Below are 22,960 nucleotides of genomic sequence, written 5' to 3' on the forward strand. Positions count from 1 at the left end.
CTCGCCGCACTTTTTCTTCGTCACAAGAGAAATGTGCGGCGACTTATTTGGCGTCATCGTGTTATCAAGAACATCTGTCCTCAGGAGGTGCGTGTGTTTAAGCGTCGATCGCTTTCACTCGTCATGTTAATTTTCGCCGGCGTGCTCGCTGGCTGTGGCGTCGAAAACACGACCTACTCCTCTTGCTCTCCGGGCACGTTGACGAACACGGCCTCCAGCGGCAGTAACTTCACGCTTTCCGCGCCGAACTCCATCCTGACCGTCTATCCCGGTGAAACCACCACCGTCAGCGTCAACGTGAACTCGGTCAACGGCTCGACCGGTACGGTGAACCTCGGAACTACCGCGCTGCCACTCGGCGTCACGCTGACGGGCGGCACCGCCGCCATCGGTTCCACCGCAACGATGACCCTCGCAGCTGGCCTCAACGTCGCAGGCACCTGCTTCACCGGCGTGGTGAACCACATCGAAACAGCGGACCGCACGTTGACCATCACCGGCTCGAACTCCACCGGCAACGCGACGGCGCAGATCGACATGAACGTCGTGCTCGAGAACAAGACCTTCCTGCCGACGACGAACTACCTCCCTGTGGTGAAGATCACCACAACCAACAGCGCGGCGATCACCAGCGAAGATGACTACGTCGATGGCACGATGACGATCACCGACACCGCGAATCCGTCTTACAACTACAGTGGAACGCTCGGCATCAAGGGTCACGGCAACTCGACCTGGCTGATGCCCAAGAAGGCCTATCGCCTCAACCTCGACTCGAAGGCTCCCCTGCTCGGCATGACCTCCGACAGCAACTGGATTCTGCTGGCGAACTATGACGACAAGACCCTGCTGCGCAACGACGTCTCCTCCGAGATCTCACGCCGCTTCAGCATGTTCTGGACGCCATCCAGCACCTTCACAGAGGTCTATCTCAACGGCGAGTACGAAGGCGTCTATCAGCTTTATGAAAAGGTTGAAGTCTCGAAAGCGCGCTTGAACATCGGTTCAATCGACGATGACGACATCAGCGGCACGAACCTCACCGGCGGCTACCTCGGCGAGATCGATGAGCGCAAAGATGAAGACTTCATCTTCAACTCGCAGTACACGCAGCTTGCCATTGGCCTCGATGATCCGGACAACGATGTCGATGTTCAGAACCAGTACTTCAAGACCGCGCTGAACACCGCCGAAGGCTCTTTGTATAGCTCCAACTGGACGGACGCATCGACCGGCTGGCAAGCGTATTGGGACGCGCCTTCAGCCGTGAATTACTTCCTGATCGAAGAGTTTGCGCTGAACCCCGATGCTGGCGATGTCTCAGGTGACTACTTCTACAAGCCACGCAGCGATGCACGGTTCTACCGGGGCCCCGTGTGGGACATGGACATCACCTTCGGCAACGTAAACTACTCGCCGGTGTGGGATCCAACCTACAACTACCTCAACCGCGCTTCAGTCTGGTATGCGCGCCAGTTTGAGGATCCCGCCTTCCCCCCCATGGTGAAGGCACGCTGGCAGGCGATGTACTCGTCGCTGTCGACGATCAACGACTACATCGACACGCGCGCAGCCGTACTGCAGCAGGCACAGGCGAATAACTTTGGCCGTTGGCCGATCCTCGGCGAAAAGGTATGGCCGAACCGCGCAGCGTATGGCTCGTATCAGGCTGAGGTTGATCAGTTGAAGGCGTGGATTACGCAGCGTCTCGCACACATGAACAGCGTCTACGGTCAGTAGACGCTGCGTCCCTGCTACATCTGCACTGTGCCGTCGAGCAGCTTCGTGAACTTGTGCAGCAGCTTGCCGTTAGGATCGATGTGTCGCACGATAATGTGCTCCGTCGTGATCTGGAGATGAGTGAAGCCGTACGTCTCCTGCGAGTACCCGCCATGCCGCTTGCCGGGCAGCGGATACAGGAACTGCCCGCCACCACCCGACATCGCAAACGACGTGTAGTAGCCGCTGATCTCAAGATGCTGCATGTCGTGGTCATGGCCCGCGAGGTACAGCGGCACCTTGTACTGCTGGAAGAGCGGACCCCAGTCGCGAATCAAGGTCTGGTTATCGCCATGCTCGCCGTTTGAAAACAGCGGATGGTGTCCCAGCACAATGGTGAACGGCGCTGTCGTTCCCTGCGCAAGCTCGTTTTCCAACCACTGGATCTGCGCCAGTCGCGAAGCATCGTCCATCGTGTAGAAGTGGCCGGTGGGCAAAGGCTGCGCCGGCTCGTTGGGCATGTTGCTGTCGAGGCATAGAAACGTCACGATCGGATTCACATCCGGAAACGAAACACGGTACGACTGCGCAGGCATCGTCCAGCGAGTCCCCTGCGTCTCTGCAGCGTACTGCTGTTCCGCTTCGTACTTAGAGACGGGCAAGACTTCGTAATCGTGATTGCCGGGGATCGCCAGGGCCGGGCAGTTGAAGGTGTCGTCCGGGTACATCGCCTCAAACTGCGTCTGCCACCGCGTACTGCCCGCGCCGCCGGGCAGCGAACCGTAGAAACTATCGCCCAACATCAGCAGCGCCGAGGGGCTGAGGTTCCATTTCTTCACGTAAGCAGCCATCGCGAAGGCCACCTGAGTCTGCTGTGTAGGCGTGCCATCCTGCCCGTAGTCACCCAGGGCGATGAAGTGCAGCGTGCCGCCAGTAACGGCATCGACCTTCCCCTGCGTGGCATAGTTGATGCCTGATCCGCAGCCAGCCAGCATGGACGCCGCGCTGAACGCGAAGGTGCGTTGCAGAAATTGACGACGATTCAACGGATTTTTCGGATCATCGGCCACAGAGGAATCTCTTTCCGGATGGGGTACGCGACCAGAGACAGCAAATGAAGCAAGCCGCGGCAGAATCTCTGAGCTGCGGCAAAGCGTAGTGCCCTCAATACTCTACGGGGTTAGACGTCATTCTATTGCAGAAAGATGACAGCGCCTGTTTTCGCCTGCGAAAAACGCGCGCAGCGCAAGAGTTATGGCGCGCGGTGCGGGCGCCGCGCAAGTGCTGGGATAAACTGAAGCTCCATGGCAAGTGAAAAACTGCAAGTAATCCCGCTCGGTGGTCTTGGCGAATTCGGTATGAACTGTCTCGCCCTGCGCTACGGTGACGATATTCTCGTTATCGATGCCGGTCTGATGTTCCCCGAAGAAGAGTTGCTCGGCGTCGACATCGTCGTCCCCGACATCAGTTACCTCGTCGAAAACCGCGACAAGGTGCGCGCCATTCTGCTCACCCACGGCCACGAGGACCACATCGGCGGCCTGCCGTGGATTCTCTCCGAGCTGAACGTGCCCGTCTACGGCACCGAGTTCACACTCGCCTACGTCGAAGGCAAGCTCGAAGAGCATCGCCTGCTCGATGACGCCGAACTCATCGAGATGCTGCCCGGTCGCCAGTTCGGCATCGGACCATTCACCGTGCGTCCTATCCGCGTAACGCATTCGCTGGTCGACTGCGTCGCCCTCGCGATCACTACGCCGCTCGGTGTCGTGCTGCACACCGGCGACTTCAAAATCGATCTCTCCTCACCGGACGGTCATCCCTTCGATCTGCAGGCCTTTGCCGAACTCGGCAAGCAGGGCGTGCTGCTGCACCTGCAGGACTCGACCAACGTCGATCGGCCCGGCTTCACGCCCGGCGAACGCGCAGTCATCCCCCGCCTCGACGACATCTTTGCCGCGACCAAGAAGCGCCTCTTCTTCTCCTGCTTCTCGTCGTCGATCCATCGCATCAAGATCGCGATGGACCTGGCCTACAAGCACAACCGCAAGGTCGCGCTCATCGGCCGCTCCATGGACAACTCCACGGAAATCGCGCAGGACCTCGGCTACATCGAGCCACCGCAGGGCCTCATCATCCACCCGAGCAAGATCAAGGAGTATGCGCCTCACGAAGTATGCGTGATGATCTCCGGTACTCAGGGTGAACCGATGAGCGCACTCTCACGCGCCGCAGTCGACAACCACAAGTACGCGAAGATCGAAGCGGGCGACACCGTGCTGCTCAGTTCGCGCGTCATCCCCGGCAACGAGAAGTCGATCTACCGCGTTATCGATCATCTCGAGCGCCGCGATGCCCGCGTCATCCACGACGACGGCACGAACGGCCTCATCCACGTCTCCGGCCACGGCTCGGCAGAAGAGCTGCGCATGATGATCAACCTCACGCAGCCGAAGTACTTCATCCCTGTGCACGGCGACTACCGCCACCTGAAGCGTCACGTCGAGCTCGCGAAGTCGACCGGTATTCCCGAGAAGGTGCTGCTGCTCGAAGACGGTGACGTTCTCGAGATCGACAGCCGCGGCGCAGAGAAGGTGGGCAAGGTCAACGTCGGTCGCGTCTGCATCGACAACAACTCCACCGCTGACGTCGTACTCGACACCGTCATTCGCGACCGCAAGCACCTTGGCTCCGACGGCCTCTTCCTGCCGATCATCGCGATCAACAAGCAGACCGGTGCGATCGAAGGCATGCCGGAGATCACCACGCGCGGCTTCGTCGCAGACGACCCCGAGCTCCTGCGCAACGCACGTGACGTCGTACGCCGCACCATCGAGGAGTCCAGCGGCGAAGAGCGCAAGGACTACGGTGTCATGAAGGACAAGGTGCGCGGCGATCTCAAGCGATTCATTCAGAAGAACGCCAACCGCCGTCCGCTCATCATGCCGATCATTCTCGAGCTGTAAGCAGCAATGCAAGAAAGCTCCCTCTTCGGAGGGAGCTTTTTTTTGTGGGACACTCCCCTTACGCAAGCTCGGACTCCGCAAAGGCGAAGCGCTCAACGTGCCGCCACGGCCCGTCGAGGTACTCCCACCAGTCGAGCCCGACCGCTTCACAACGCCAGGGCTCGAACGAGCGCAAGAGCTCTTCATACAAGCCACGCGCCTCATGCGGCGGTACCTTATTCTGCACGACGACGTGCGGCTGAAACCGCTGCTGGTCCTGCGGAATCAGCTCTGCCACGAAGCGACGTGCCAACGCGTCGTGGAGCGCCAGCAAGGCGGAAGACTCCAACCGATACGCGCTCCCGCGTCCCAGAAAACGGACGCCGGTGATGCTCACGTCGAAGCGGCGCCGCGGCGACGATTCCTCCCGCAACATTCTGCGTGTGGCATCCTCCAACGGCAGCCGGTGAAAGAGTGTCACGTGCGCGGGGATTCGGTTGAACGCTGGCGGAAAGTACAGACGGCGAAGGCCCTCGAAGCGCGCTTGCGACGCAACATCGAGGGCCAATGTCAGTACGGTGGTCGACACCTGCTACTCGCCGTCAGCCTCGGCCGTTACGCTTGACTCGAGCGGCTTACGCGCAAAGTAATACAGGCTGAACGCCAGCAGGCCGAAAGCCACGACGCTTACGCCATCGTGATGCAGCGGGTTCGTCTCGCTGAAGTGCCAGACCGTCTTGTGGCTCAACGACTCGTAGAGCTTCGCGCAAACGCCAACCAGCCCCATGATGCCGCCCGCAGCGATCAGGCCCGAAGCATAAAGCGAACCGGGCGAAACCTCTTCGCTCAGTTCGTCCGCGCCGTGGCCCGAACGCTTCAAAGCTTCGTCCACAAGCCAGCGAATGACGCCACCGCAGAAGATCGCGAGCGTCGTGCCGATCGAGAGATACGCGCCCACAGCGAACGTGAGCGAGCGAATGCCGAGCAGTTCGATGCCGATGACCAGCATCACGCCGAGCGTCACCAGCCCCCACGCCAGCTTGCGGCTCAGGATGCCGTTGATCACGGTGGCCATCAAGCGGCCCTGCGGCGCAGCCACGGTCTCACTGCCAATGCCCTGCACCCACTGCACTTCAATCTGCTGCGTCTGCGGGTTGTAGAGGTACTTGCCGTCCTCAAGCGTGGTCGAACCGATCGCGTTGAGCAGAATGTAGCTTCGCGTATTGCCAAGGTCGGTGTGCGTCACATCGCCGTTCGCGGCCTTCACCGTCAACGAGACATGGTCGCGTGTGAATGCACCCTGGTTGGAGACGCCATCGGGCAAAGCCGCGAGCGAAACCTGCTTCACCACCGGCATCTTCTGGAAGCTTTCGAGGCCGCGGTTCATCGCGTTCATCGTCAGGCCGATCGAGAAGGTCGAGATGATAACGCCGACCATCAGCGCTACCTGCTGCTTCCACGGCGTCGCGCCGATCAGGAAGCCGGTCTTGAGGTCCTGCGAAGTGTCGCCCGCGTTCGAGGCCGCGATGCAGACGATGCCGCCGATGGTGATCGCCAGCGCGCCGAACGCCGGAGCCGTCCAGCCCTTCACAAGGAAGATCGCGGCCGTCGCCATCAGCGTAGCGATCGTCATGCCGCTCACCGGCGACGAGCTCGAGCCGACGATGCCCACGATGCGCGCCGAGACCGTCACGAAGAGGAAGCCGAAAACGAGCACGAGGACCGCTGCAGCGATATTCGCCAGCAGCCCCACCTGAGCGCCGGGCACAGGCTTGAAGTAGAGGAAGATGACGATGAGCGCGAGCAACACAGCGCTGCCGCCGAAGATCACCCAGTTCGGCAGATCGTGCTCCGTGCGCGAGGTCACAGTCGCTTCGCTCACCGCTGCCTTCTTGCCCATAGAGCCCTTCAGCGCGCCGATGATCGTCGGCGCCGTGCGGCACAACGTAATGAGGCCGCTGGCGGCCACCGCGCCTGCGCCCATCGGACGAATGTACGTCTTCCAAAGCGCCGACGGATCCATCATGCTGATGGGGATCGTGCCGGGATACAGCGGCCCGTTCAGGTGCTTGCCGAAGAAGACGATGGCGGGCATCAGCACCAGCCAGGAGAACACGCCGCCCGCAAGCATCACCGCCGCAATGCGGATGCCGATGATGTAGCCCACGCCAAGGTACTCCGGCGTAACGTCCGCGCGCAGTGACGCGCCTTTGAGGATCTGCTGCCCTGCCGGGTCAAAGTTCAGATCAGCCTTCGGGGTGGACGGGAACAGACCGAGCAGGCCGTCGTTCTGGAAGAGCGTGTACGCACCGCCGATGCCAAGGCCCAGGAAGACGCGGCTGGCGAAGGAGCCGCCCTGCTCGCCGGCCTTCAACACGTCGGCGCACGCTGTGCCTTCGGGGTACGTGAGTGTGCCATGCTCTTCCACAATGAGCTGGCGGCGCAGCGGGATCATGAACAGCACGCCAAGCCAACCGCCGAAGAGCGCCAACGCGAAGATGCGGAAGCTCTCAAGATCAAAGCCGAGGAAGATCAGCGCGGGCAGCGTGAAAATGACGCCCGAAGCGATCGACTGACCGGCGTTGCCGGTCGTCTGCACAATGTTGTTTTCGAGAATCGATGCCTTGCCGAACGCGCGCAGAATCGAGATCGACAGCACCGAGATCGGAATCGACGCCGCCACGGTGAGGCCCGCCTTCAGGCCAACGTAAACCGTCACCGCCCCAAAGATAATGCCAAAGATGGAGCCGAGAATCAGCGCCCTGGCGGTCAGCTCCTTGGGCGATTCACTCGCCGGTACAAAGGGACGAAAAGTCGTACGTTCGGCCATTAGAAAAACATCTCCCTACCATTACGGTGCGTTATGAGGGAGTGTATCAGCGGCTAAGGTGTGTTTGCTGACGAGGCGCTCGCCGCGCAATGCTGCTGAACCCACGCGACATATTCCGCGTAAAGCGGCTCCCGCACCATGCGCTTCAGCGCGCGGACGTGCGGATCGTCAAGGTTCCGCCCCTCGCTGCGCACCTTCATGAAGTGAACCCCGGTTGCAAGCGGCCCACAATCGCCTGCCACGGCCATCTCCTTGGTCTTCAGTAAGGAATACTCGAACGCTGCCTGCTCGCTGCGGTCCTGACGACGCTGCTCTGGTGCAGTGGTCTGGTAATAGTGCAGGTGACCGATTTCGTGAAACAGCACGACCACCATCCGGTTGTCGTCGAACTGCGGCCGCGGGTGGTCGAGGAAGTCGAGATCGATCGTGATGACGCCGTTGGGTCTGGCGTTCGCGACGGAACGCGCGATGCGCCCACCACGCTCGAAGCGAATCTGCCGGATCAGCGCATCGTGCTGCTGAATGTCACTGAACGAAGCGTAAAACTTGGGAAACTGAGATTTCGACGCCTGCAGCACAGCCTTCACCTCGGCATCGCTGACAGAAGTTCCTTCTGGCGCTCTTTGCGCAACAACCAGGCCGGGCAGCAGACAGCAGACGAGTGTCAGTCGGCGCAGCACGTAGCCTAGCTCGCGACTTCGAGCGATCTTCCGAAGCGGCTCACGATCGCCAGACGCTCGCCACCGAGAATCCGCTTGGCTTGCGAACGTGCATGGCTCGCCCACGGGCCCTGCGGATCGAGCTGCGCGTACGCCGTCCAATGCTTCAGTGCGCGGCGCGGCTCCTGCAGTCGTTCAAATGCCAGCGCAAGGTTGTAATGCGCGTCCGCATACTGCGGCACCAGCGCCAGGGCTCGCTCGTAAGCCTTGATCGCCTCAGGCAGCTTCTGCATCTCGTCCAGCACGTTGCCGAGGTCAAAGAACGCCAGCGCGTACTCCGAGTCAGCTTCCGTGGCCTGGCGATACAGGCGCTCTGCGCCGAGGAAATCGCGCTCGTTGTAATGGATGGTGCCGAGGTTGATCGCAGCCGCAGCGTGCGCCGGGTCGGCGGCCAGAATCTCCTTATAGAGCGCCTTCGCTTCTGCAAGTGTCGCGGGCTGCTCCTCCAGACGCACCGCGCGCAGGAACATCTCCTGCAGCTCGCCGGGATGCGGCAATGCCTCAAACGCATTGCGATCGACGATCGAGATGCCCTGCGGCGAGAAATCAAAGTCGAAGCCGAGCTGGCCGGTCATGGGGTCAACCAGCGCCCCGCCCTGCCGGAACGCCACGCGCGTGCCGTTCGAAACCGCCACGGACTCCAGCAGAGGATTCGCCATGCCCGCCACCTTGCGCATCGCGTCGACAGACTCGCGAATACCCCTTACCGAAATGCGGGTCTTGGCGAGGTCGCGCAGCTTGCGGAGCTGCACCAGGTGATCAAACGTATATTGCTCAGCGACAGAAACCAGCCCCGCACGCTCCCAGGATGCCAACTGCCGCGACGGCAGACGGAGAATGCGGAGTACATCTTCACGGCGATATCGGCTCACGGCAGCGCTCGTCTTTCGGATGCAAGAACTCAATGACACTCTCCAGCCGAACCCGCCTTAGCTGGATTCCTTGAGATGGAGTATGCGTGTAGTTATTGCCGCATTCAAGAGTTTCGTGCATGGCTTTTGCGAAAAGACGTGGATAACTCGAACCAACGATGGTTCATCCTGACTTTTCAACAGCAAAGCACGTTCCAACAGGCTTTCCACCCATGCGTTGCGTAGACTCGGCTCGATGAAACTTCGCTCGACGCTGCTGCTCTTTGCTCTGCTTCCGCTGGCCGGTTGCCGCTCCACTCCGGCCGTGAACGGCGGCTTCGAAAGCCACTACGCGCCCGCCGAAAACCTCGAAGCCATCGACACCTCGAACTTCCGCACTGCGCAACGCAGCATCGAACTCTGCGCCTACAGCCTCACCGACCACCTGCTCGCGCAGGAGCTCATCAACGCCGGCAAGCGCGGCGTGCGGGTGAGGATCTATCTGGACCAGGTACAGACGCAGGGCGAACTCGCGCGCGAGGACAAGTCCCAGGAGCGCGTGCAGGATGAAGAGTCCGACGACCTCAGCAAGTTCGATGTACTGCGCTCGCTCGCAGCCACGCCCAACGTCTCGGTCGAGGTGAAGCGCTCGAAGACGCTGATGCACCTGAAGAGCTACGTCGTGGACGGCAGCCTGCTGCGCTCAGGCTCAGCGAACTTCTCGCCCACCGGAGAAAAGCGCCAGGACAATGACCTGACGCTCACTCGTGACACAGCTGCCGTCGGCCGCTTTGAACGCAACTTCGAGGTGCTCTGGGCGCGACGCGATAACGTCGGCCTCGACAATCTGCGCCGCTAGCGCAGATTCACCCAGCGCCCTTCAACCTTTTTCTTACCGATGGCGTCGAGGACGCGTGCCTCTTCCTGCCCCAGCCTCGTGCGGCATTTCGCAGTGTCGTTTCCGCTGGTGGACTGGATGCGGCAGGCCCGCAGCGCGAAGAGCAGATCGTTCACCTCCGCGAGCGCGCGCTCCTCGCGGTCGGTGCTCGTCATAGCCTTCAGATTGCCGTAGACGGTTTCCACGTTCTGCATCTGGCTCGTAAGCTGCTCCGGCGCTGCGGCCAGGTCGACCGCGTCCACGGCATCGACGGTGCTCTCCACCGCAGTGACGAAGGTGTTGCTCAGCGGCTCCCCTTCGGGACGCACTTCGCGCGGCGTCTGCGCAGCGACTCCCGCAGAAGCCATCATCAACACCACCGCCAAGCCCCAACGCTTCGTCGCCATCCACTCTCCCCTTGCGGCATCACCATGCCCTTCTCCGAACATAAACCGTCGCGCCGGCTTGGGATCAGAGCGACGACGCAACTATTCGCCAGCGCGATTTGGTTTTCCACGCAATTTTCCGTAGAATGAACTCAAGGAAGTTGGCCGATGTAGCTCAGTTGGTAGAGCAGCTGATTCGTAATCAGCAGGTCAACGGTTCGAGTCCGTTCATCGGCTCCATTACGCCAAGCTTTCTGAATGACCGCCGCTCGCGAGAGCGGCTTTTATTTTTCCCCGCGACATTCTCTGTTCAATTACGACCGCGTTTTCCACAAACGCAAAAGAGCCGCCCGGCAACAGGGCGGCTCTTTCATCTATGGGAGGCAGTTCCAACGGAGGCAAAGCCATCAGAACTCTCTGGTGCAAGAGTATGGTCGGTGTTCCCGCATGTCAAGGTATTCCGCAGGGAAATCATAAACCGTTCTACTTCAATCACTTGCGCGCTTTTCCGGCGGTTTAGCGGGTTTCTTCCGGGTTTTCTGGCCGCTCGACGGATTTTTCCTGTGCAAAGCTCGCGGGAGCGTTCTGCGGATCGAGGTGAAGGCTCAAAAACTCCACTTCTGCAGCCGCGGGCTTGCCGCGTAGCACGCGAATGGCCGCTCTGCCGCCGCCCAGGAAGAGCCCCAGCAGGACCGCCGCTGCGCAGAGGACGCCGGAGAGGATCATGATGTTCGCCAGCAGGCTTGCGGTCTTGCGCACCTCGCTGTGGAACTCCGGCGGAGGATTACCGCGCTCGGTCGAGGCGATCTGCTTCATATGGACGCCATCGATCATCGCCTGCGCCGCTGCTGGTGAGAACGTGCCGCTCGCCAACACTACCAGCAGGGCTTCACGCTTCACCTTGGCCGTCTCGAACTTCGGGCCAAGCCCAGGCAGAACAGCCTGCACATGCTTCAGCGAGGCGGTGGCGATCTGCGGCGTCGGGTAGAAGAAAAGCGTCAGCGTTTCTTCACCCCGCTTGTCCTTATAAGTGGCGGTCACGGCTTCCCCGCTCTTTTCCCAGCCAAGACCAGCGGAAGGCAGCACGCCGCCCTCGCCCGAGTAAGTCGCCGCGCCGAGCGCGTAGCGGACACTGCCGTCCACCAGCGACTTCGTCGGGAGATACGTTGGCAGCAACGGCGGTTGAGCGGCCGAACCGCGAACCGCAGGCAGCGAGCCAGCGAGCGGCTTCAGCGCCTCAACATCGGCACGCGTTACCGGATAGGCCACCACGACGGTCGCGCCCTGCTGAAAGAGGATCGCGTTCTCGCCGACAGCATCGGAGGCACCGAGCGACTTCTCGTCCTTGAGGCCCGGCTTGCGAACGAGCGTGTAAGCACTCCACGCTCCGGAGAAGTCCCCGAACTGAACCGCTTCGACGCGCATCACGCGTCCGCCGGGGCCGACGAAGCTAGTCACCTCCGAGCGCTGCGGATTCGCCTCCTGCAGTGCGGCGTGGTTCGCATTCACCAGCGACATCGCCGGTTCTGCGGTGGGAGCCTGCGCGCTGGCATCGGCCTTCCACGCACCGAAGGCGGGCGGCAACAGAGAGGCGTGCGCGGGTACGAGCGTCGCGGAGTTCTGCGCCAGAGCGGCGGAAGCGGAAGCACCGAGGAGCAAAGCTCCGAGGGCGCTGAAAAGGGTGCGGCTGCGTCGCGTCATCATCTACACCTTCGAGACTACACGCGGTCGAAGGACGCCGCACGAGCCTCCTTATTAGACACCGCTCGCGCGCATCGGTTCCCTTCGCGAAACTCCTCAACTCATCGGGTTAGAATCACCTGCATGGGTATGCGCATTGGTCTCGGCTTCGACTCTCACGCTTTCAAGGCGGATGTTCCGCTCGTCATCGGCGGGCTGAAGATCGATCATCCTGAGGGCCTGGCCGGACACTCCGACGGCGACCTGCTGCTGCACGCCATTACCGACGCTCTGCTCGGCGCAGTTTCTGCTGGCGATATCGGCACGTTCTTCCCGCCGACCGACCCGAAGTGGAAGGGCACCGACTCGACCGTCTTCCTGAAGACGGCGCTCGAGGAAGTCGCGCTCGCTGGCTACAAGATCGTGAACCTGGACTGCGTGCTCATCATGCACCGCCCCAAGATCGTGCCGATCGCCGAGAAGATGCGCGAGCGCGTTGCAGACCTGCTGGGCATCGACATGAAGGACGTGAGCCTGAAGGGCAAGACCCCTGAAGGTCTTCCGCAGGATGGCACCGCGGTAGCGCACGTCGTCGTGCTGCTGGAGTCGATCACGATTCCCGACGAGCACAAGCACCTGACGCTGCACGCTGAAGCTCCGCTCGACGCAGACATCGACGGCGTAGTGGGCGAACTCGTCCGCGACACGCACGACATCTCGGCCCTCGGCCGCAAGGTGCCCGCCTTCGATCCCGGCGACGACCTCACCTAATGAAGCCGCTCACACTCGCTCTGCCGCTCGCGTTGTGCCTCTGCGCTTCGTCCGCTCACGCGAGCGATAAGAACCTGCATCCGTCGTTTCCCATGGATGACGGCAAGGCTACGCTGACCTTTGACTTCACGAACGCCCCCGACCTCGCGGACTGGGGCATGGAGAAGATCGCGCCAGCGATCGAGCGCTGGTATCCGCGCATTGCGACGATGCTCGCCTCGCCCGGCTTCCATGCGTCGAAGACCGTCGTCGTCGAGTTCAAGACGCAGACGAATGTGCCTGCTTATACCGAGGGCCACACCATCACGGCGAACGCGGAGTACTTCCGCAAGCGACCTCAAGACGTAAACGCGCTGGTCCACGAGGCCACGCATGTCATTCAGGCATACGGCTCAGCGGACAATCCATCGTGGCTCGTTGAGGGCCTGGATGACTATATCCGCTTCTACATCGTCGAGCCCGAGACCAACGGCGCAACGATCAAGCCGGAGCGCATCGCGAGCGTGCACTACAACGACAGCTACCGCACCACGGCGAACTTCCTTCACTGGCTAGTGAAGCAGTACGGCTCCAACGTCATCGAGGAGTTGAACGCCGCCATGCGCGACGGTCGCTACAAGCCAGAGATTTGGATCAAGCTGACGGGACACTCCGCGGATGACCTCGGCGCGCAGTGGAAGCAAAACCTCACTGCCACAGCATCGAACTAGCCTTCGATCCTTCGGCTAACTGCGTGATGCGCTACACTGGCGCAAATGCTCCCCCATCGCTGTGTTGCTGCGCTCCTGTTGAGCGCGTCGCTTTCTTGCGCCGCGCAGAGCACCCCCGCCCCTGAACACTTCCGCCTCGTGCTACCTAACGCTCCGGGTGCTATCGTCATCGAAACCTCCGGCGGTTGGGTGATCGATCACGCTACGCTCACGAACAAGGGCAAGCGTCCAGTGGTGCAACTCCACCATGAAAAGCTCGGCTTCGAGGTTTCCTACATCCTCGACCACGACCCACCGTATTACGAAACCGACGAAGCGTGTCTCAGAGACACGTTGAGAGGCCTGGAAAAAGGAAAGCTCTCCACATGGTCGATGTCTGCGCGCAAGACAGCTACGCACCCGCTTGACAATGGCGGCAGTATCCCCGTGATCTCCTACCGCATCGATGCAATCGAAGGGAAACCGGTCGACCAGCAGAACGTCTTTGGCTTCCGTGCAGAGGACCACACCTGCGCCACCATCCACATCTCTCGCGCTAATTTCACCGTTGCGGATCAGCCGGTCCTGGACGCTCTGCTCTCCAATTTCCGCTTCGAACCGAAATACGTCGCCACGGAGGAGGACCGCCAGCAGATGGCGAAGCTTCTGCCTCCGGCAATGGCAAGACTGTATGACAAAGGTCTAAGTGAAGCTGCCGACGCCGGGCCCGTTCCCGCACGGCAAGACAGCCGACAGTCGCTCACCTTCTCCCTGGCATCGCATCCGGGCTACCTCCATCTGGACGCGCCGAATTTCGTCATTAGCGAACTCTCCGCGAAGCCGAATGGCAAGGAGTTCGGCATTCGCGCTGAGGACAAGACGCTAAGCCACGCAGGCTTCCTCGGCTTCCTGTTTCTGCCTGAACCAGCGCAGCCCAATGCAGAGGCTTGCCGAGAGTGGATGCTGCGCCACGAGGGGAAAGGAGGGATGAAATCGAAGGTCCTTTCGAGGTCCACGATCAAGAGCGACTCGGGCGTTGAGATTGCCATGGTTGACCTGCGCGACGATAAAGCTGGAGCCTTCGCCTATCAGCGTCGCGGCTTCATCGCGCAAGGACAGCTCTGTGCGGACCTGGTGCTCTTCGCGGCCAACGAGACGATGCTGCAGAGCGATCAGTCCCTCTTCACCTCAGCCACCTTCCATCCCGATCAAAAGCCAGACTTCTTCGCCAAGATGCGCTACGCCAAGGTGCTATCCGATCACCATGCCGACGTAGCCGCGGCTCCTGTATACGAAGACGCGATCAAGGACGCCGATCAAACACCAGAGCCGTTGAAGTGGCGTCGTGTCGCCGCCGATCAAGCGAGTATGGCCTACGGCATGGCGGGCGACCTCAAGCACTCGCGCGCGATCAACGAAGCGGCTATCGCGAAAGACCCTGACTATCCGCTCTACTACTACAACCTCGCCTGCGCCGACGCCGAAGCTGGCGACGCGAAAGCAGCCCAGAGCCACCTGAAGCAGGCATTCAATCGCCGCGCCAATGTGATCCCCGGAGAAACTCTTCCGGACCCGAGGACAGATGACTCGATCCTGAAACTTAAAGGCAATCAGGAGTTCTGGCAGTTTGTGCAGAGTCTGCCGAAGTCTTAGACTGGTCGCCTCAGCTCACTACACGACTTGCATGCCCTCTGGAGGTTTCACCGATGGATCCGCAACAAGCTCAGCAGCAAATGGCACACGCCTTCGCCCTCCTCATTCCGATGATCCTGATGTTCTGGGTGGTCGGCGCGGCGATCATCATCATTCCCTTCTGGCAGATCTTCAAGAAGGCCGGCATGGCGCCCGCGCTGTCGTTTCTGATGGTGCTGCCGCTGGTGAACCTGGTGATGCTTTACGTGCTCGCGTTCTCGCACTGGAAGATCATCCCGGCACCGCAGTTTGGCTACCAGCCCCAGCAGCCATACCCTCCGGTTCCCTATCCTCCGCAGGCCTACGCACCGCCGCAACCGCCTTCGCCGTACGCCACCCCTCACCCGCCTGCGACCACCCCAACGGGCGATCCGGTCCCGCAGGTCGTCACGTCGATTCCTCCGGCGGACGACGAACCTACGGGCGTCTAGCCGTCATCTGCAGGTCGCGACGCGTTCGCGGCCTGCAGACCTAGTAAGATCAGGGGTGGAACGATTTACGAAATGACTCCTGAGACAACTCCCGCATCCTCTGCGCGCAAGACGCGCGTCCGCATCGCCCCCTCGCCCACCGGCGACCCGCACGTTGGCACGGCCTACATCGGCCTGCTCAACTACCTCTTCGCCAAGCAACGCGGCGGCGAGTTTGTCCTGCGCATCGAAGACACCGACCGCACCCGCTTCGTCGCAAGCTCCGAGCAGATGATCTTCGACGCCCTGCACTGGGTCGGCCTCGAGTGGAACGAAGGCCCCGACGTCGGCGGTCCGTTCGGCCCGTATCGCCAGAGCGAGCGCACCGAAATCTATCGCGAATACTGCGACAAGCTGCTGCAGAGCGGTCACGCGTACCGCGCGTTCGAGACCGCCGAAGAGCTCGAAGCCGAGCGCAAAGCGCAACTCGCAGCGAAGCTGCCCCCGCGCTACACCGGCCGCTCGCGCAACCTGAGCCCCGAAGAAGTACAGGCTGAGCTCGCCGCAGGCAAGCCCTTCACCATCCGCCTCAAGGTGCCCTCCGAAGGCTCGATGACCTTCCGCGACGAGCTGCGCGGCGACATCACCTTCGAGTACACCAACGTCGACGACCAGGTGCTGATGAAGTCTGACGGCTTCCCCACCTATCACCTGGCCAACGTGGTCGATGACCACCTGATGGGCATCACCGACGTCATCCGCGCCGAAGAGTGGATCTCCTCCACGCCGAAGCACGTGCTGCTCTACAAGGGTTTTGGCTGGGAAATGCCCAAGTTCTGGCACATGCCCCTGCTGCGCAACGTGGACAAGTCAAAGATCTCCAAGCGCAAGAACCCCGTGAGCCTGAACTACTACAAGGACTCCGGCTACCTGCCGAACGCGATGCTAAACTTCCTCGGCCTGATGGGCGGCGGCATGGCCCAGCCCACCGAGCAGGAGATCGTCTCGAAAGGCTTGAACACCAAGGAAGGCGATATCTTCTCGCTCGCCGAGATGACCGAGCGCTTCGACTTCTCGCGCATCTCGCTCGGCGGCCCGGTCTTCGACCTCGTCAAGCTGAAGTGGCTGAACGGCGAATATATCCGCAAGCTCACGCCTGAAGAGTTCTTCGCCGAGATGCGCAAGACCGTCTTCTCCGACGAGTATCTGCGCGCGATCGCGCCGCTGGTGCAGAACCGACTCGAGACCCTCGGCGGCTTCGGCGACATGACCTCGTTCCTCTTCTCCGACAACGTGATGCCAGCAGAGACCACGTGGCTGCCGAAGAAGCGCACCGTCGAAGAGACGCTTGCCTTCGCCGGCGAACTGCTCGGCGTGCTCGAAAAGGCAGAGTGGGAAGCCTCGGCCATCGAGGCCGCGATGAAGCAACTCGGCGAAGAGCAGCAGTGGAGCGTGAAGGAAAACTTCATGCTGCTGCGCGCGATCCTTACCGGCTCGACGCAGTCGCCACCGCTGATGGAGTCGCTGATCGTCTTCGGCAAGGCGCGTTCGCTCGACCGCGTGCGCCGCTTCATCGACGCACAGAAGAAAGTTCGTCGCTAAAACCCGAGCGAGGTTTATGCTGACCCGCATGAGCCTCGCTTCTCACGCACCGATCGGCTTCGTGCCGACGAATCACGCAGACCAGGCCCTGGCGTTCTACGAACAGACGCTGGGGCTTTCGTTTGTCTCCGATGACGCTTTCGCGCTCGTCTTCCGTTGCGCCAACGGCGTGATGCTCCGCGTAGTGCGCGTCGGCGAGTTCACGCCCGCGAGCTACACGATCTTCGGCTGGGAGACCGCGAACATCGAAGCCGACGTCGAGGCGCTCGCTGCCAAGGGCGTCGTCTTCGAGCGCTTCAGCAACTTCGAACAGGATCCTCGCGGCATCTGGACCGCGCCCAACGGCAACAAGGTTGCGTGGTTCAAAGACCCGGACGGCAACACGCTCTCGCTCTCGCAGCACTGATAGAACAAAGAAAAGCCCTGTTCCACCACAGCAGGTGGCGGAACAGGGCGTTTCTTGTTCTCGGCAACCGCAGCTTAGGCCGAAGCCTTCAGCTCCGCCACCACTCCGGCGATCTTGTCGAGGATCTGGTTCCAGCCCTCGAGCTGACCGCTTTCCTTCGCGCTCTCCATCGGCTCGTTGCCGATGAAGGTCAGCTTCGTCCTGCCCTCGCCCAGATCTTCAAAGAGCGTCACATCGTAGGCGTCTTCGATCGCTTCATGCTCGATGCCGAGCGCCGACGCGTCGATCTTGTTGCCCTGCGCGTCGGCAAAGTACATCGACGACACGATCTTCTCGTACGGGACGATCTCGATATAGTCGATCCCGTTCCAGAACTCCTGCCCGTCCGGCGACTTCATACAGAACTGCGCCTTGCCGCCGACGCGGAAGTCCATCTTGCAGACGGGGCAGGTGAAACCGTCCGGCCCCCACCACTGCATCACGTACTTCGGGTCTGTCCATGCCTTCCACACCAGCTCGCGCGGGGCGTCGAAAACTCTCGTCACCACCATCCGCTCCTTCTCGCTACCTTTGCTTTCTGCCATCTTGGACCTCCTCTTTCTTCATCTGATCGAGCACCCCTGCCAACTTGTCGAAACTCTGCTCCCAGAACTGGCGATAGCTGATCGCCCATTCGCTGACCGATTTGATCGCCTCAGGCCGAAGACTGCAGATACTCTCCCGACCCCGCTTCGTCTTGATCACGATCCGCGCCCGCACCAATATAGCGATGTGCTTGGAAACCATCTGCTGCGAAATCGCAAAGGGCTCCGTCAGGCTGTGCACCGACGCCGGCCCGCGAGCGAGTTGCTCCATCATCGCTCGGCGGGTCGGGTCAGCCAAAGCAGCGAAAATCAGGTCAAGCGCATCCACAACCATATAGTTGTGGATCGAGGCGCGATTGTCAACGGCAATCTTCTCTGGTTTGAAATTTGAGTCTGGGGCTACTGCCCGGTCACAACGAACCGGAGCGGCAGCGTCCTCGGCGGGAAGCAGCTCGCCGTGTCGCAGGCCTGGTAGCGCAATACACCGCTCACCGGCGTTGTGCCCTTCGGCGCGGCGAGCTTCACGCGCACACGGAACTCACCTTCATAGACATCAAGCAGCTCGCCCTTACCGACATTCAGCTTGAACGGCTTCCCTGCCGGGTACGCCACGTTCAGCACGTGCAGCGACTCGAGTTTCACCGCCGTCGGCAGCAACAGCTCATCCTTCGGCGCGTGCGAGTTGATGTGCAGACCGGAGTCGATGCGGAAGCGCAGCTCAATCTCGTCGGGCTTATTCGCCGCGACGATGTAGGAGTCGCTCAGCAGCTCGACATGCTGACGCACGCCAGGCTTGCTGGCAGAAGGAGTATCAAACGAAATCCCCTGCGCGCGCATGGCGGCAGGGGCAAGAAGGACCAGAGCGAGTGTAAGCTGCTTCACTGGCCACCGATGATCTTTTGAATATTGGCTTCGATTTCGTCCTTGGACGGCGCGCCTGGGGTCTGGATCAACACCTTGCCGTTCGCATCAACGTAATAGGTGCTGGGCAGGTAGTCGCCAAGGCCATACGCCTTCTCGATGCTCGTGTCCGCGATCAGGATCGGATAGGTGACGCCGGTCTTCTTCACCGCAGCGTGAATGTCGTCCTTGCTGGCCCCCTCTTCGTCGTCGATGCCGACGACCTTCAGGCCCTTCGCCTCATACTTCTTCGAGAACTCCTCGAACCACGGCATCTCCAGGCGGCAAGGACCGCAGTATGTCGCCCAGAAGTTGATGACCATGGGATGGCCCTTCAGCGAGGCCGAGTCGAATTTGCCGCCCTCGAGCGTAGCGAGCTTGAACGCCGGTGCAGGCTGGTTGCGAAGGTCTTTGCCGAGCGAGTCAGACGAGCCCTGCATGGTCATCGTCGCCGAGCTGTCGCCGTCCTTCACCAGCTTGATCTGGCTTTCGCGCGCGGCCTGCATCTTCTGCTGGCGCTCGTGGTAGTTATACACACCGCCCCAGATCATCAGCCCCAAGCCCGCAATCATCAGCACTACCATTGCCACGCGACGTAACACTCTTGCACCTCGAAACCTTCTGCGCGGACGAAATCAACGCGCCTCTTCAGTGTAACGCTCTGCTAGCATCGGGTTTGACCCGATATGCTCGACCCGTTTGACGCTCCGCATGATTCGCCCGCCGCGCTTGTCCGCGTAGAAGCTGCTGCGCTGGAAGCGCTGGCCAAGCGCCTCGACGGCCCCATGTACGGCAAGTTTGTCGGAGTGACGAACCTGCTGCTCACCACCGTCCGCACCGGTCGGCGCGTCGTCGTCACCGGCATCGGCAAAAGCGGCCTGATCGGGCGCAAGATCGCCGCCACGCTCGCATCCACTGGCACCCCGAGCTTCTTCCTGCACCCCGCCGAAGCGCTTCATGGCGACCTCGGTGGTGTGATGCAGGGCGACGTACTGATCGCGCTCAGCTACTCCGGCGAGACGGAAGAAGTGCTCCGCCTGCTGCCCGCGGCCAAGCGCATCGGCGTCACTATCGTCAGCTTCTGCGGCGAGCTGCACTCCACGCTCGCCTCGGCAAGCACCCATGTGCTCGATGTCTCCGTGGACCGCGAGGCCTGCAATCATCAGCTCGCGCCCACAGCCTCCACCACGACGATGCTCGCACTCGGCGACGCGCTCGCGATCGACGTCAGCCGCCGCCTCAACTTCCAGCCACAGGACTTCGCGGAGTTTCACCCCGCGGGCAGCCTCGGTCGCAAGCTCGCCACCGTGCAGCAACTGATGCACAAGGGCGATGCACTGCCCGTCGTTTCGCCCACGGCTGCGATGCCGCAGTTGATCCACGAAATGTCCGCGAAACGCCTCGGCATGACAACCGTGCAGCAAGGCGGTCGACTGCTCGGCGTGCTCAGTGACGGCGACCTGCGCCGCCTGCTCGAACGCAACGGCCCCTACGCCTTCCACAAGCAGGCGCAGGACGTGATGCATACGACGCCGCGTACGATTGCCCCGAATCTGCTGGCCGCAGACGCCCTCGCGCTGCTTGAAGAGCACAAGATCACCGCGCTCGTCGTGACCGAAGACGGCACTCCGCAGACGCAGGTCATGGGTGTTGTGCACCTCCATGATCTGTGGGAAGTGGCCCCGGGGAAGAAGTAGCCGTAAGCCTCATCCCGTCAACGCCGCAAAAAACGACGCCGCAAAAACAATGCCGCGAGAAATCAACGCCGTGAGAACCCGTGTTGCAACGAACGGTAGGTCACGGCTTTAGCCGTGACCTCGGACCAACACAAGCCACGCGGTTTCAGCCGCTGAGGCAGGATTGGCCGAACTTACCTCAGGGGCTAAAGCCCCTCGTCATCGGCCATCCATGGCGCGGCTGAAGCCGTGCCCTACCGTTCGTGCCATCCTCATGCACTTGCATCCGTGCCGGCCTCCAATGCTTCCACCTGAAACGTGCGAACGCGTCACGACACACATGAACCACGACGCATTTCCGCCCACGCGCCCCTAGTACAATCAACGCTGTATGCAACGTTGGTCTAAGCTCTTCATCCCTACGCTCCGCGAAGCTCCGGCTGACGCGGAAGTCGCCAGCCACAAGCTCCTTCTCCGCGCCGGATACGTGCGCCAACTGGGAGCGGGCATTTACAGCTATCTGCCGCTGGGCCAGCGCTCCATCAACAAGATCATCGCCATCGTCCGCGAAGAGATGGACCAGATCGCGCAGGAGTTCTTCCTGCCCGCGCTGAACCCCGCCGAAGTCTGGCAGGAGTCCGGCCGCTGGACAGGCATGGGCGACAATATGTTCCGCCTGAAGGACCGCAAGGGCGCCGAGCTTTGCCTCGCCATGACGCACGAGGAGATTATGACCTCGATCGCGCGCAACGAACTGCGCAGCTACAAGCAGCTCCCGCAGATCTGGTATCAAATCCAGACGAAGTTCCGCGACGAACCGCGCCCCAAGTCGGGCCTGCTGCGTGTGCGCCAGTTCACCATGAAGGACGCTTACAGCTTCGACATCGATCAGGCCGGCCTCGATATCAGCTACGACAAGCATGATGCGGCCTACCGCACCATCTTCACGCGCTGCGGACTGGAGTTCGTGGCCGTGGAGGCGGATTCGGGCTCCATGGGCGGCTCGCAGTCGCAGGAGTTCATGGTCTACACCGAAGCCGGTGAAGACCTGATCGCGTCGTCGACCTCGGGCTACGCCGCGAACCTTGAGAAAGCAACCTCCAAGCTGGCGCCGGTCGAAGACCTCGCTGCAACGGCTGAGGCTCCGGAAGAAGTGCACACGCCGGGATTCCGCACCATCGAAGAGGTGGGCAACTTCCTCAGGACGCAGCCGCACCACCAGATCAAGACGATGGCCTACATCGTCGAGCATCCTGAGTCGGACGCCAAGCAGATCAAGACCGTCGGCAAGACGCGCGCCGTCGTCGCCTTCCTGCGCGGCGACCACACGCTGAACGAGACGAAGCTCGGCGCGATTGCGCTCGGCGAAGTGCGTCCGATGACGCCCGAAGAGATCGCTGAAGTCTTCAAGGCTCCGGCAGGCTACCTCGGCCCCATCGGCCTCGAAGCGGCGCCCCATCCCCGCAAGCCGGGCGTACTTGTCGTGCTCGACGCTTCGCTTGAAGGCCGCACGAACCTCATCGCGGGCGCGAACAAAGAGGAGTACCACCTCCGCAACGTGACGCCGGGCCGCGACTTCAAGCCAACCGTCATCGCCGACGTGCGCAACATCAACGAAGGCGAGCTGGACCCCATCGGCGGTCAGCCGCTGCGCCTGGGCAAGGCCGTCGAAATCGGCCACATCTTCAAGCTCGGCTATAAGTACTCCGAGGCGATGGGCGCGCGTGTGCTCGACGCCAACGGCAAGGAAGTGACGCCCATCATGGGCAGCTATGGCATCGGCATCGAACGCATCCTCACAGCGGCGATCGAGTCGAGTGCAGCCAAGTTTGCTGAGCAGACGAAGGATGATCCGAAGGCCACCGAGCAGTATGCACTGCCCGCAGCCATCGCTCCATTTGAAGTCGTCGTCTCCGTCACCAACGTGCGCGAAGCCGACCTCGCCGAGGCCGGCGAGAAGCTCGCGAGTGAGCTCGATGCCCTGCGCATCGATGTGCTGCTCGACGACCGCGACGAGCGCGCGGGCGTGAAGTTCAAGGACGCGGAACTGATCGGCGTTCCTTTCCGTATCAACATTGGAAAGAAGCTCGCCGAAGGTCTCGTGGAGGTGGTCGATCGCCTGACGGGAACCACGGCGGACGTGGCTATCGACGGTGCGGCGCAATACGTCCAAACTCTCGTGGCGACGGCCAAGAAGTAAGCATCCAAACCGTAAGACGCGAC

General features: G+C 61.5%; 22 protein-coding genes and 1 tRNA gene. 12 read left to right on the forward strand and 11 right to left on the reverse strand.

Annotated elements, in window-relative coordinates; translation table 11 throughout:
• Window positions 1-93: 93 nt before the first annotated feature.
• A complete protein-coding gene (locus tag OHL11_RS09780; RefSeq protein ID WP_263371329.1) occupies window positions 94-1,740 on the forward strand; it encodes a CotH kinase family protein in 1,647 nt (548 codons plus the stop codon).
• Window positions 1,741-1,754: 14 nt separating this feature from the next.
• Here the strand turns inward: OHL11_RS09780 and OHL11_RS09785 are convergent, their stop codons facing one another.
• Window positions 1,755-2,789 (reverse strand): metallophosphoesterase, encoded by a 1,035-nt coding sequence (locus OHL11_RS09785; RefSeq protein WP_263371330.1) that lies wholly within the window; start codon window positions 2,787-2,789, stop codon window positions 1,755-1,757.
• A gap of 234 nt (window positions 2,790-3,023) precedes the next feature.
• Here OHL11_RS09785 and OHL11_RS09790 point away from each other — a divergent pair, with 234 nt between their 5' ends.
• Window positions 3,024-4,685: a ribonuclease J gene (locus OHL11_RS09790; RefSeq protein WP_263371331.1), complete on the forward strand. Its 1,662-nt coding sequence runs from the start codon at window positions 3,024-3,026 to the stop codon at window positions 4,683-4,685.
• Window positions 4,686-4,743: 58 nt separating this feature from the next.
• On the opposite strand, the gene OHL11_RS09795 is transcribed toward OHL11_RS09790, so the two are convergent.
• Genes OHL11_RS09795 through OHL11_RS09810 form a run of 4 tightly spaced genes read right to left on the reverse strand, consistent with a single transcriptional unit; the run spans window position 4,744 to window position 9,085 of the window.
• Entirely contained in the window at window positions 4,744-5,253 is a 510-nt protein-coding gene (locus tag OHL11_RS09795) for a 2'-5' RNA ligase family protein (RefSeq protein ID WP_263371332.1), read from the reverse strand.
• A gap of 3 nt (window positions 5,254-5,256) precedes the next feature.
• Window positions 5,257-7,494 carry an OPT family oligopeptide transporter gene (locus OHL11_RS09800; RefSeq protein WP_263371333.1) on the reverse strand — a complete coding sequence of 746 codons (2,238 nt, stop codon included), beginning with the start codon at window positions 7,492-7,494 and terminating at the stop codon, window positions 5,257-5,259.
• Window positions 7,495-7,547: 53 nt separating this feature from the next.
• Window positions 7,548-8,174, reverse strand: a complete 627-nt coding sequence (locus tag OHL11_RS09805) for a hypothetical protein (protein ID WP_263371334.1) — start codon at window positions 8,172-8,174, stop codon at window positions 7,548-7,550.
• A gap of 5 nt (window positions 8,175-8,179) precedes the next feature.
• Window positions 8,180-9,085: a tetratricopeptide repeat protein gene (locus tag OHL11_RS09810; RefSeq protein WP_263371335.1), complete on the reverse strand. Its 906-nt coding sequence runs from the start codon at window positions 9,083-9,085 to the stop codon at window positions 8,180-8,182.
• Window positions 9,086-9,320: 235 nt separating this feature from the next.
• Here OHL11_RS09810 and OHL11_RS09815 point away from each other — a divergent pair, with 235 nt between their 5' ends.
• A complete protein-coding gene (locus OHL11_RS09815; protein WP_263371336.1) occupies window positions 9,321-9,923 on the forward strand; it encodes a phospholipase D-like domain-containing protein in 603 nt (200 codons plus the stop codon).
• Here OHL11_RS09815 and OHL11_RS09820 read toward each other — a convergent pair.
• Window positions 9,920-10,348 carry a hypothetical protein gene (locus tag OHL11_RS09820; RefSeq protein WP_263371337.1) on the reverse strand — a complete coding sequence of 143 codons (429 nt, stop codon included), beginning with the start codon at window positions 10,346-10,348 and terminating at the stop codon, window positions 9,920-9,922. The genes OHL11_RS09815 and OHL11_RS09820 overlap by 4 nt on opposite strands.
• Window positions 10,349-10,491: 143 nt before the next feature.
• On the opposite strand from OHL11_RS09820, the gene OHL11_RS09825 reads away from it, so the two are divergent.
• Window positions 10,492-10,567, forward strand: a tRNA-Thr gene (locus tag OHL11_RS09825).
• Between the two features lie 276 nt (window positions 10,568-10,843).
• Here OHL11_RS09825 and OHL11_RS09830 read toward each other — a convergent pair.
• Entirely contained in the window at window positions 10,844-12,028 is a 1,185-nt protein-coding gene (locus tag OHL11_RS09830; RefSeq protein WP_263371338.1) for a DUF6599 family protein, read from the reverse strand.
• 123 nt (window positions 12,029-12,151) lie between these two features.
• On the opposite strand from OHL11_RS09830, the gene ispF reads away from it, so the two are divergent.
• The 6 genes from ispF to OHL11_RS09860 all read left to right on the forward strand — a co-directional run bounded on the left by ispF (window position 12,152) and on the right by OHL11_RS09860 (window position 17,577).
• Window positions 12,152-12,778 (forward strand): 2-C-methyl-D-erythritol 2,4-cyclodiphosphate synthase, encoded by a 627-nt coding sequence (gene ispF, locus OHL11_RS09835; RefSeq protein WP_263371339.1) that lies wholly within the window; start codon window positions 12,152-12,154, stop codon window positions 12,776-12,778.
• Window positions 12,778-13,488: a basic secretory family protein gene (locus OHL11_RS09840; protein WP_263371340.1), complete on the forward strand. Its 711-nt coding sequence runs from the start codon at window positions 12,778-12,780 to the stop codon at window positions 13,486-13,488. The genes ispF and OHL11_RS09840 overlap by 1 nt, the downstream gene beginning before the upstream one ends.
• A 138-nt stretch (window positions 13,489-13,626) precedes the next feature.
• Window positions 13,627-15,120, forward strand: a complete 1,494-nt coding sequence (locus OHL11_RS09845) for a tetratricopeptide repeat protein (protein ID WP_263371341.1) — start codon at window positions 13,627-13,629, stop codon at window positions 15,118-15,120.
• 53 nt (window positions 15,121-15,173) lie between these two features.
• Window positions 15,174-15,590: a hypothetical protein gene (locus OHL11_RS09850; RefSeq protein WP_263371342.1), complete on the forward strand. Its 417-nt coding sequence runs from the start codon at window positions 15,174-15,176 to the stop codon at window positions 15,588-15,590.
• A gap of 72 nt (window positions 15,591-15,662) precedes the next feature.
• Window positions 15,663-17,171 carry a glutamate--tRNA ligase gene (gltX, locus tag OHL11_RS09855; protein WP_263371343.1) on the forward strand — a complete coding sequence of 503 codons (1,509 nt, stop codon included), beginning with the start codon at window positions 15,663-15,665 and terminating at the stop codon, window positions 17,169-17,171.
• A gap of 28 nt (window positions 17,172-17,199) precedes the next feature.
• A complete protein-coding gene (locus OHL11_RS09860; RefSeq protein WP_263371344.1) occupies window positions 17,200-17,577 on the forward strand; it encodes a VOC family protein in 378 nt (125 codons plus the stop codon).
• 74 nt (window positions 17,578-17,651) lie between these two features.
• Here OHL11_RS09860 and OHL11_RS09865 read toward each other — a convergent pair whose 3' ends face one another.
• From OHL11_RS09865 to OHL11_RS09880, 4 genes are all read right to left on the reverse strand, one after another.
• Window positions 17,652-18,161, reverse strand: coding sequence for an SRPBCC family protein (locus tag OHL11_RS09865; RefSeq protein WP_263371345.1), 510 nt, complete (start codon window positions 18,159-18,161; stop codon window positions 17,652-17,654).
• Entirely contained in the window at window positions 18,142-18,495 is a 354-nt protein-coding gene (locus OHL11_RS09870; RefSeq protein WP_263371346.1) for an ArsR/SmtB family transcription factor, read from the reverse strand. The genes OHL11_RS09865 and OHL11_RS09870 overlap by 20 nt, the downstream gene beginning before the upstream one ends.
• 65 nt (window positions 18,496-18,560) lie before the next feature.
• A complete protein-coding gene (locus tag OHL11_RS09875) occupies window positions 18,561-19,043 on the reverse strand; it encodes a protein-disulfide reductase DsbD N-terminal domain-containing protein (protein ID WP_263371347.1) in 483 nt (160 codons plus the stop codon).
• Window positions 19,040-19,645, reverse strand: a complete 606-nt coding sequence (locus tag OHL11_RS09880; RefSeq protein WP_263372055.1) for a TlpA family protein disulfide reductase — start codon at window positions 19,643-19,645, stop codon at window positions 19,040-19,042. Before OHL11_RS09880 ends, OHL11_RS09875 begins: the two co-directional genes overlap by 4 nt.
• Before the next feature lie 102 nt (window positions 19,646-19,747).
• On the opposite strand from OHL11_RS09880, the gene OHL11_RS09885 reads away from it, so the two are divergent.
• Together OHL11_RS09885 and OHL11_RS09890 are read left to right on the forward strand one after the other, a co-directional pair.
• Entirely contained in the window at window positions 19,748-20,758 is a 1,011-nt protein-coding gene (locus OHL11_RS09885; RefSeq protein ID WP_263371348.1) for a KpsF/GutQ family sugar-phosphate isomerase, read from the forward strand.
• Window positions 20,759-21,128: 370 nt separating this feature from the next.
• Window positions 21,129-22,937, forward strand: coding sequence for a proline--tRNA ligase (locus OHL11_RS09890; RefSeq protein ID WP_263371349.1), 1,809 nt, complete (start codon window positions 21,129-21,131; stop codon window positions 22,935-22,937).
• Window positions 22,938-22,960: the final 23 nt, after the last annotated feature.

The sequence above is a fragment of the Granulicella cerasi genome, from assembly GCF_025685575.1.
Classification (GTDB): domain Bacteria; phylum Acidobacteriota; class Terriglobia; order Terriglobales; family Acidobacteriaceae; genus Granulicella; species Granulicella cerasi.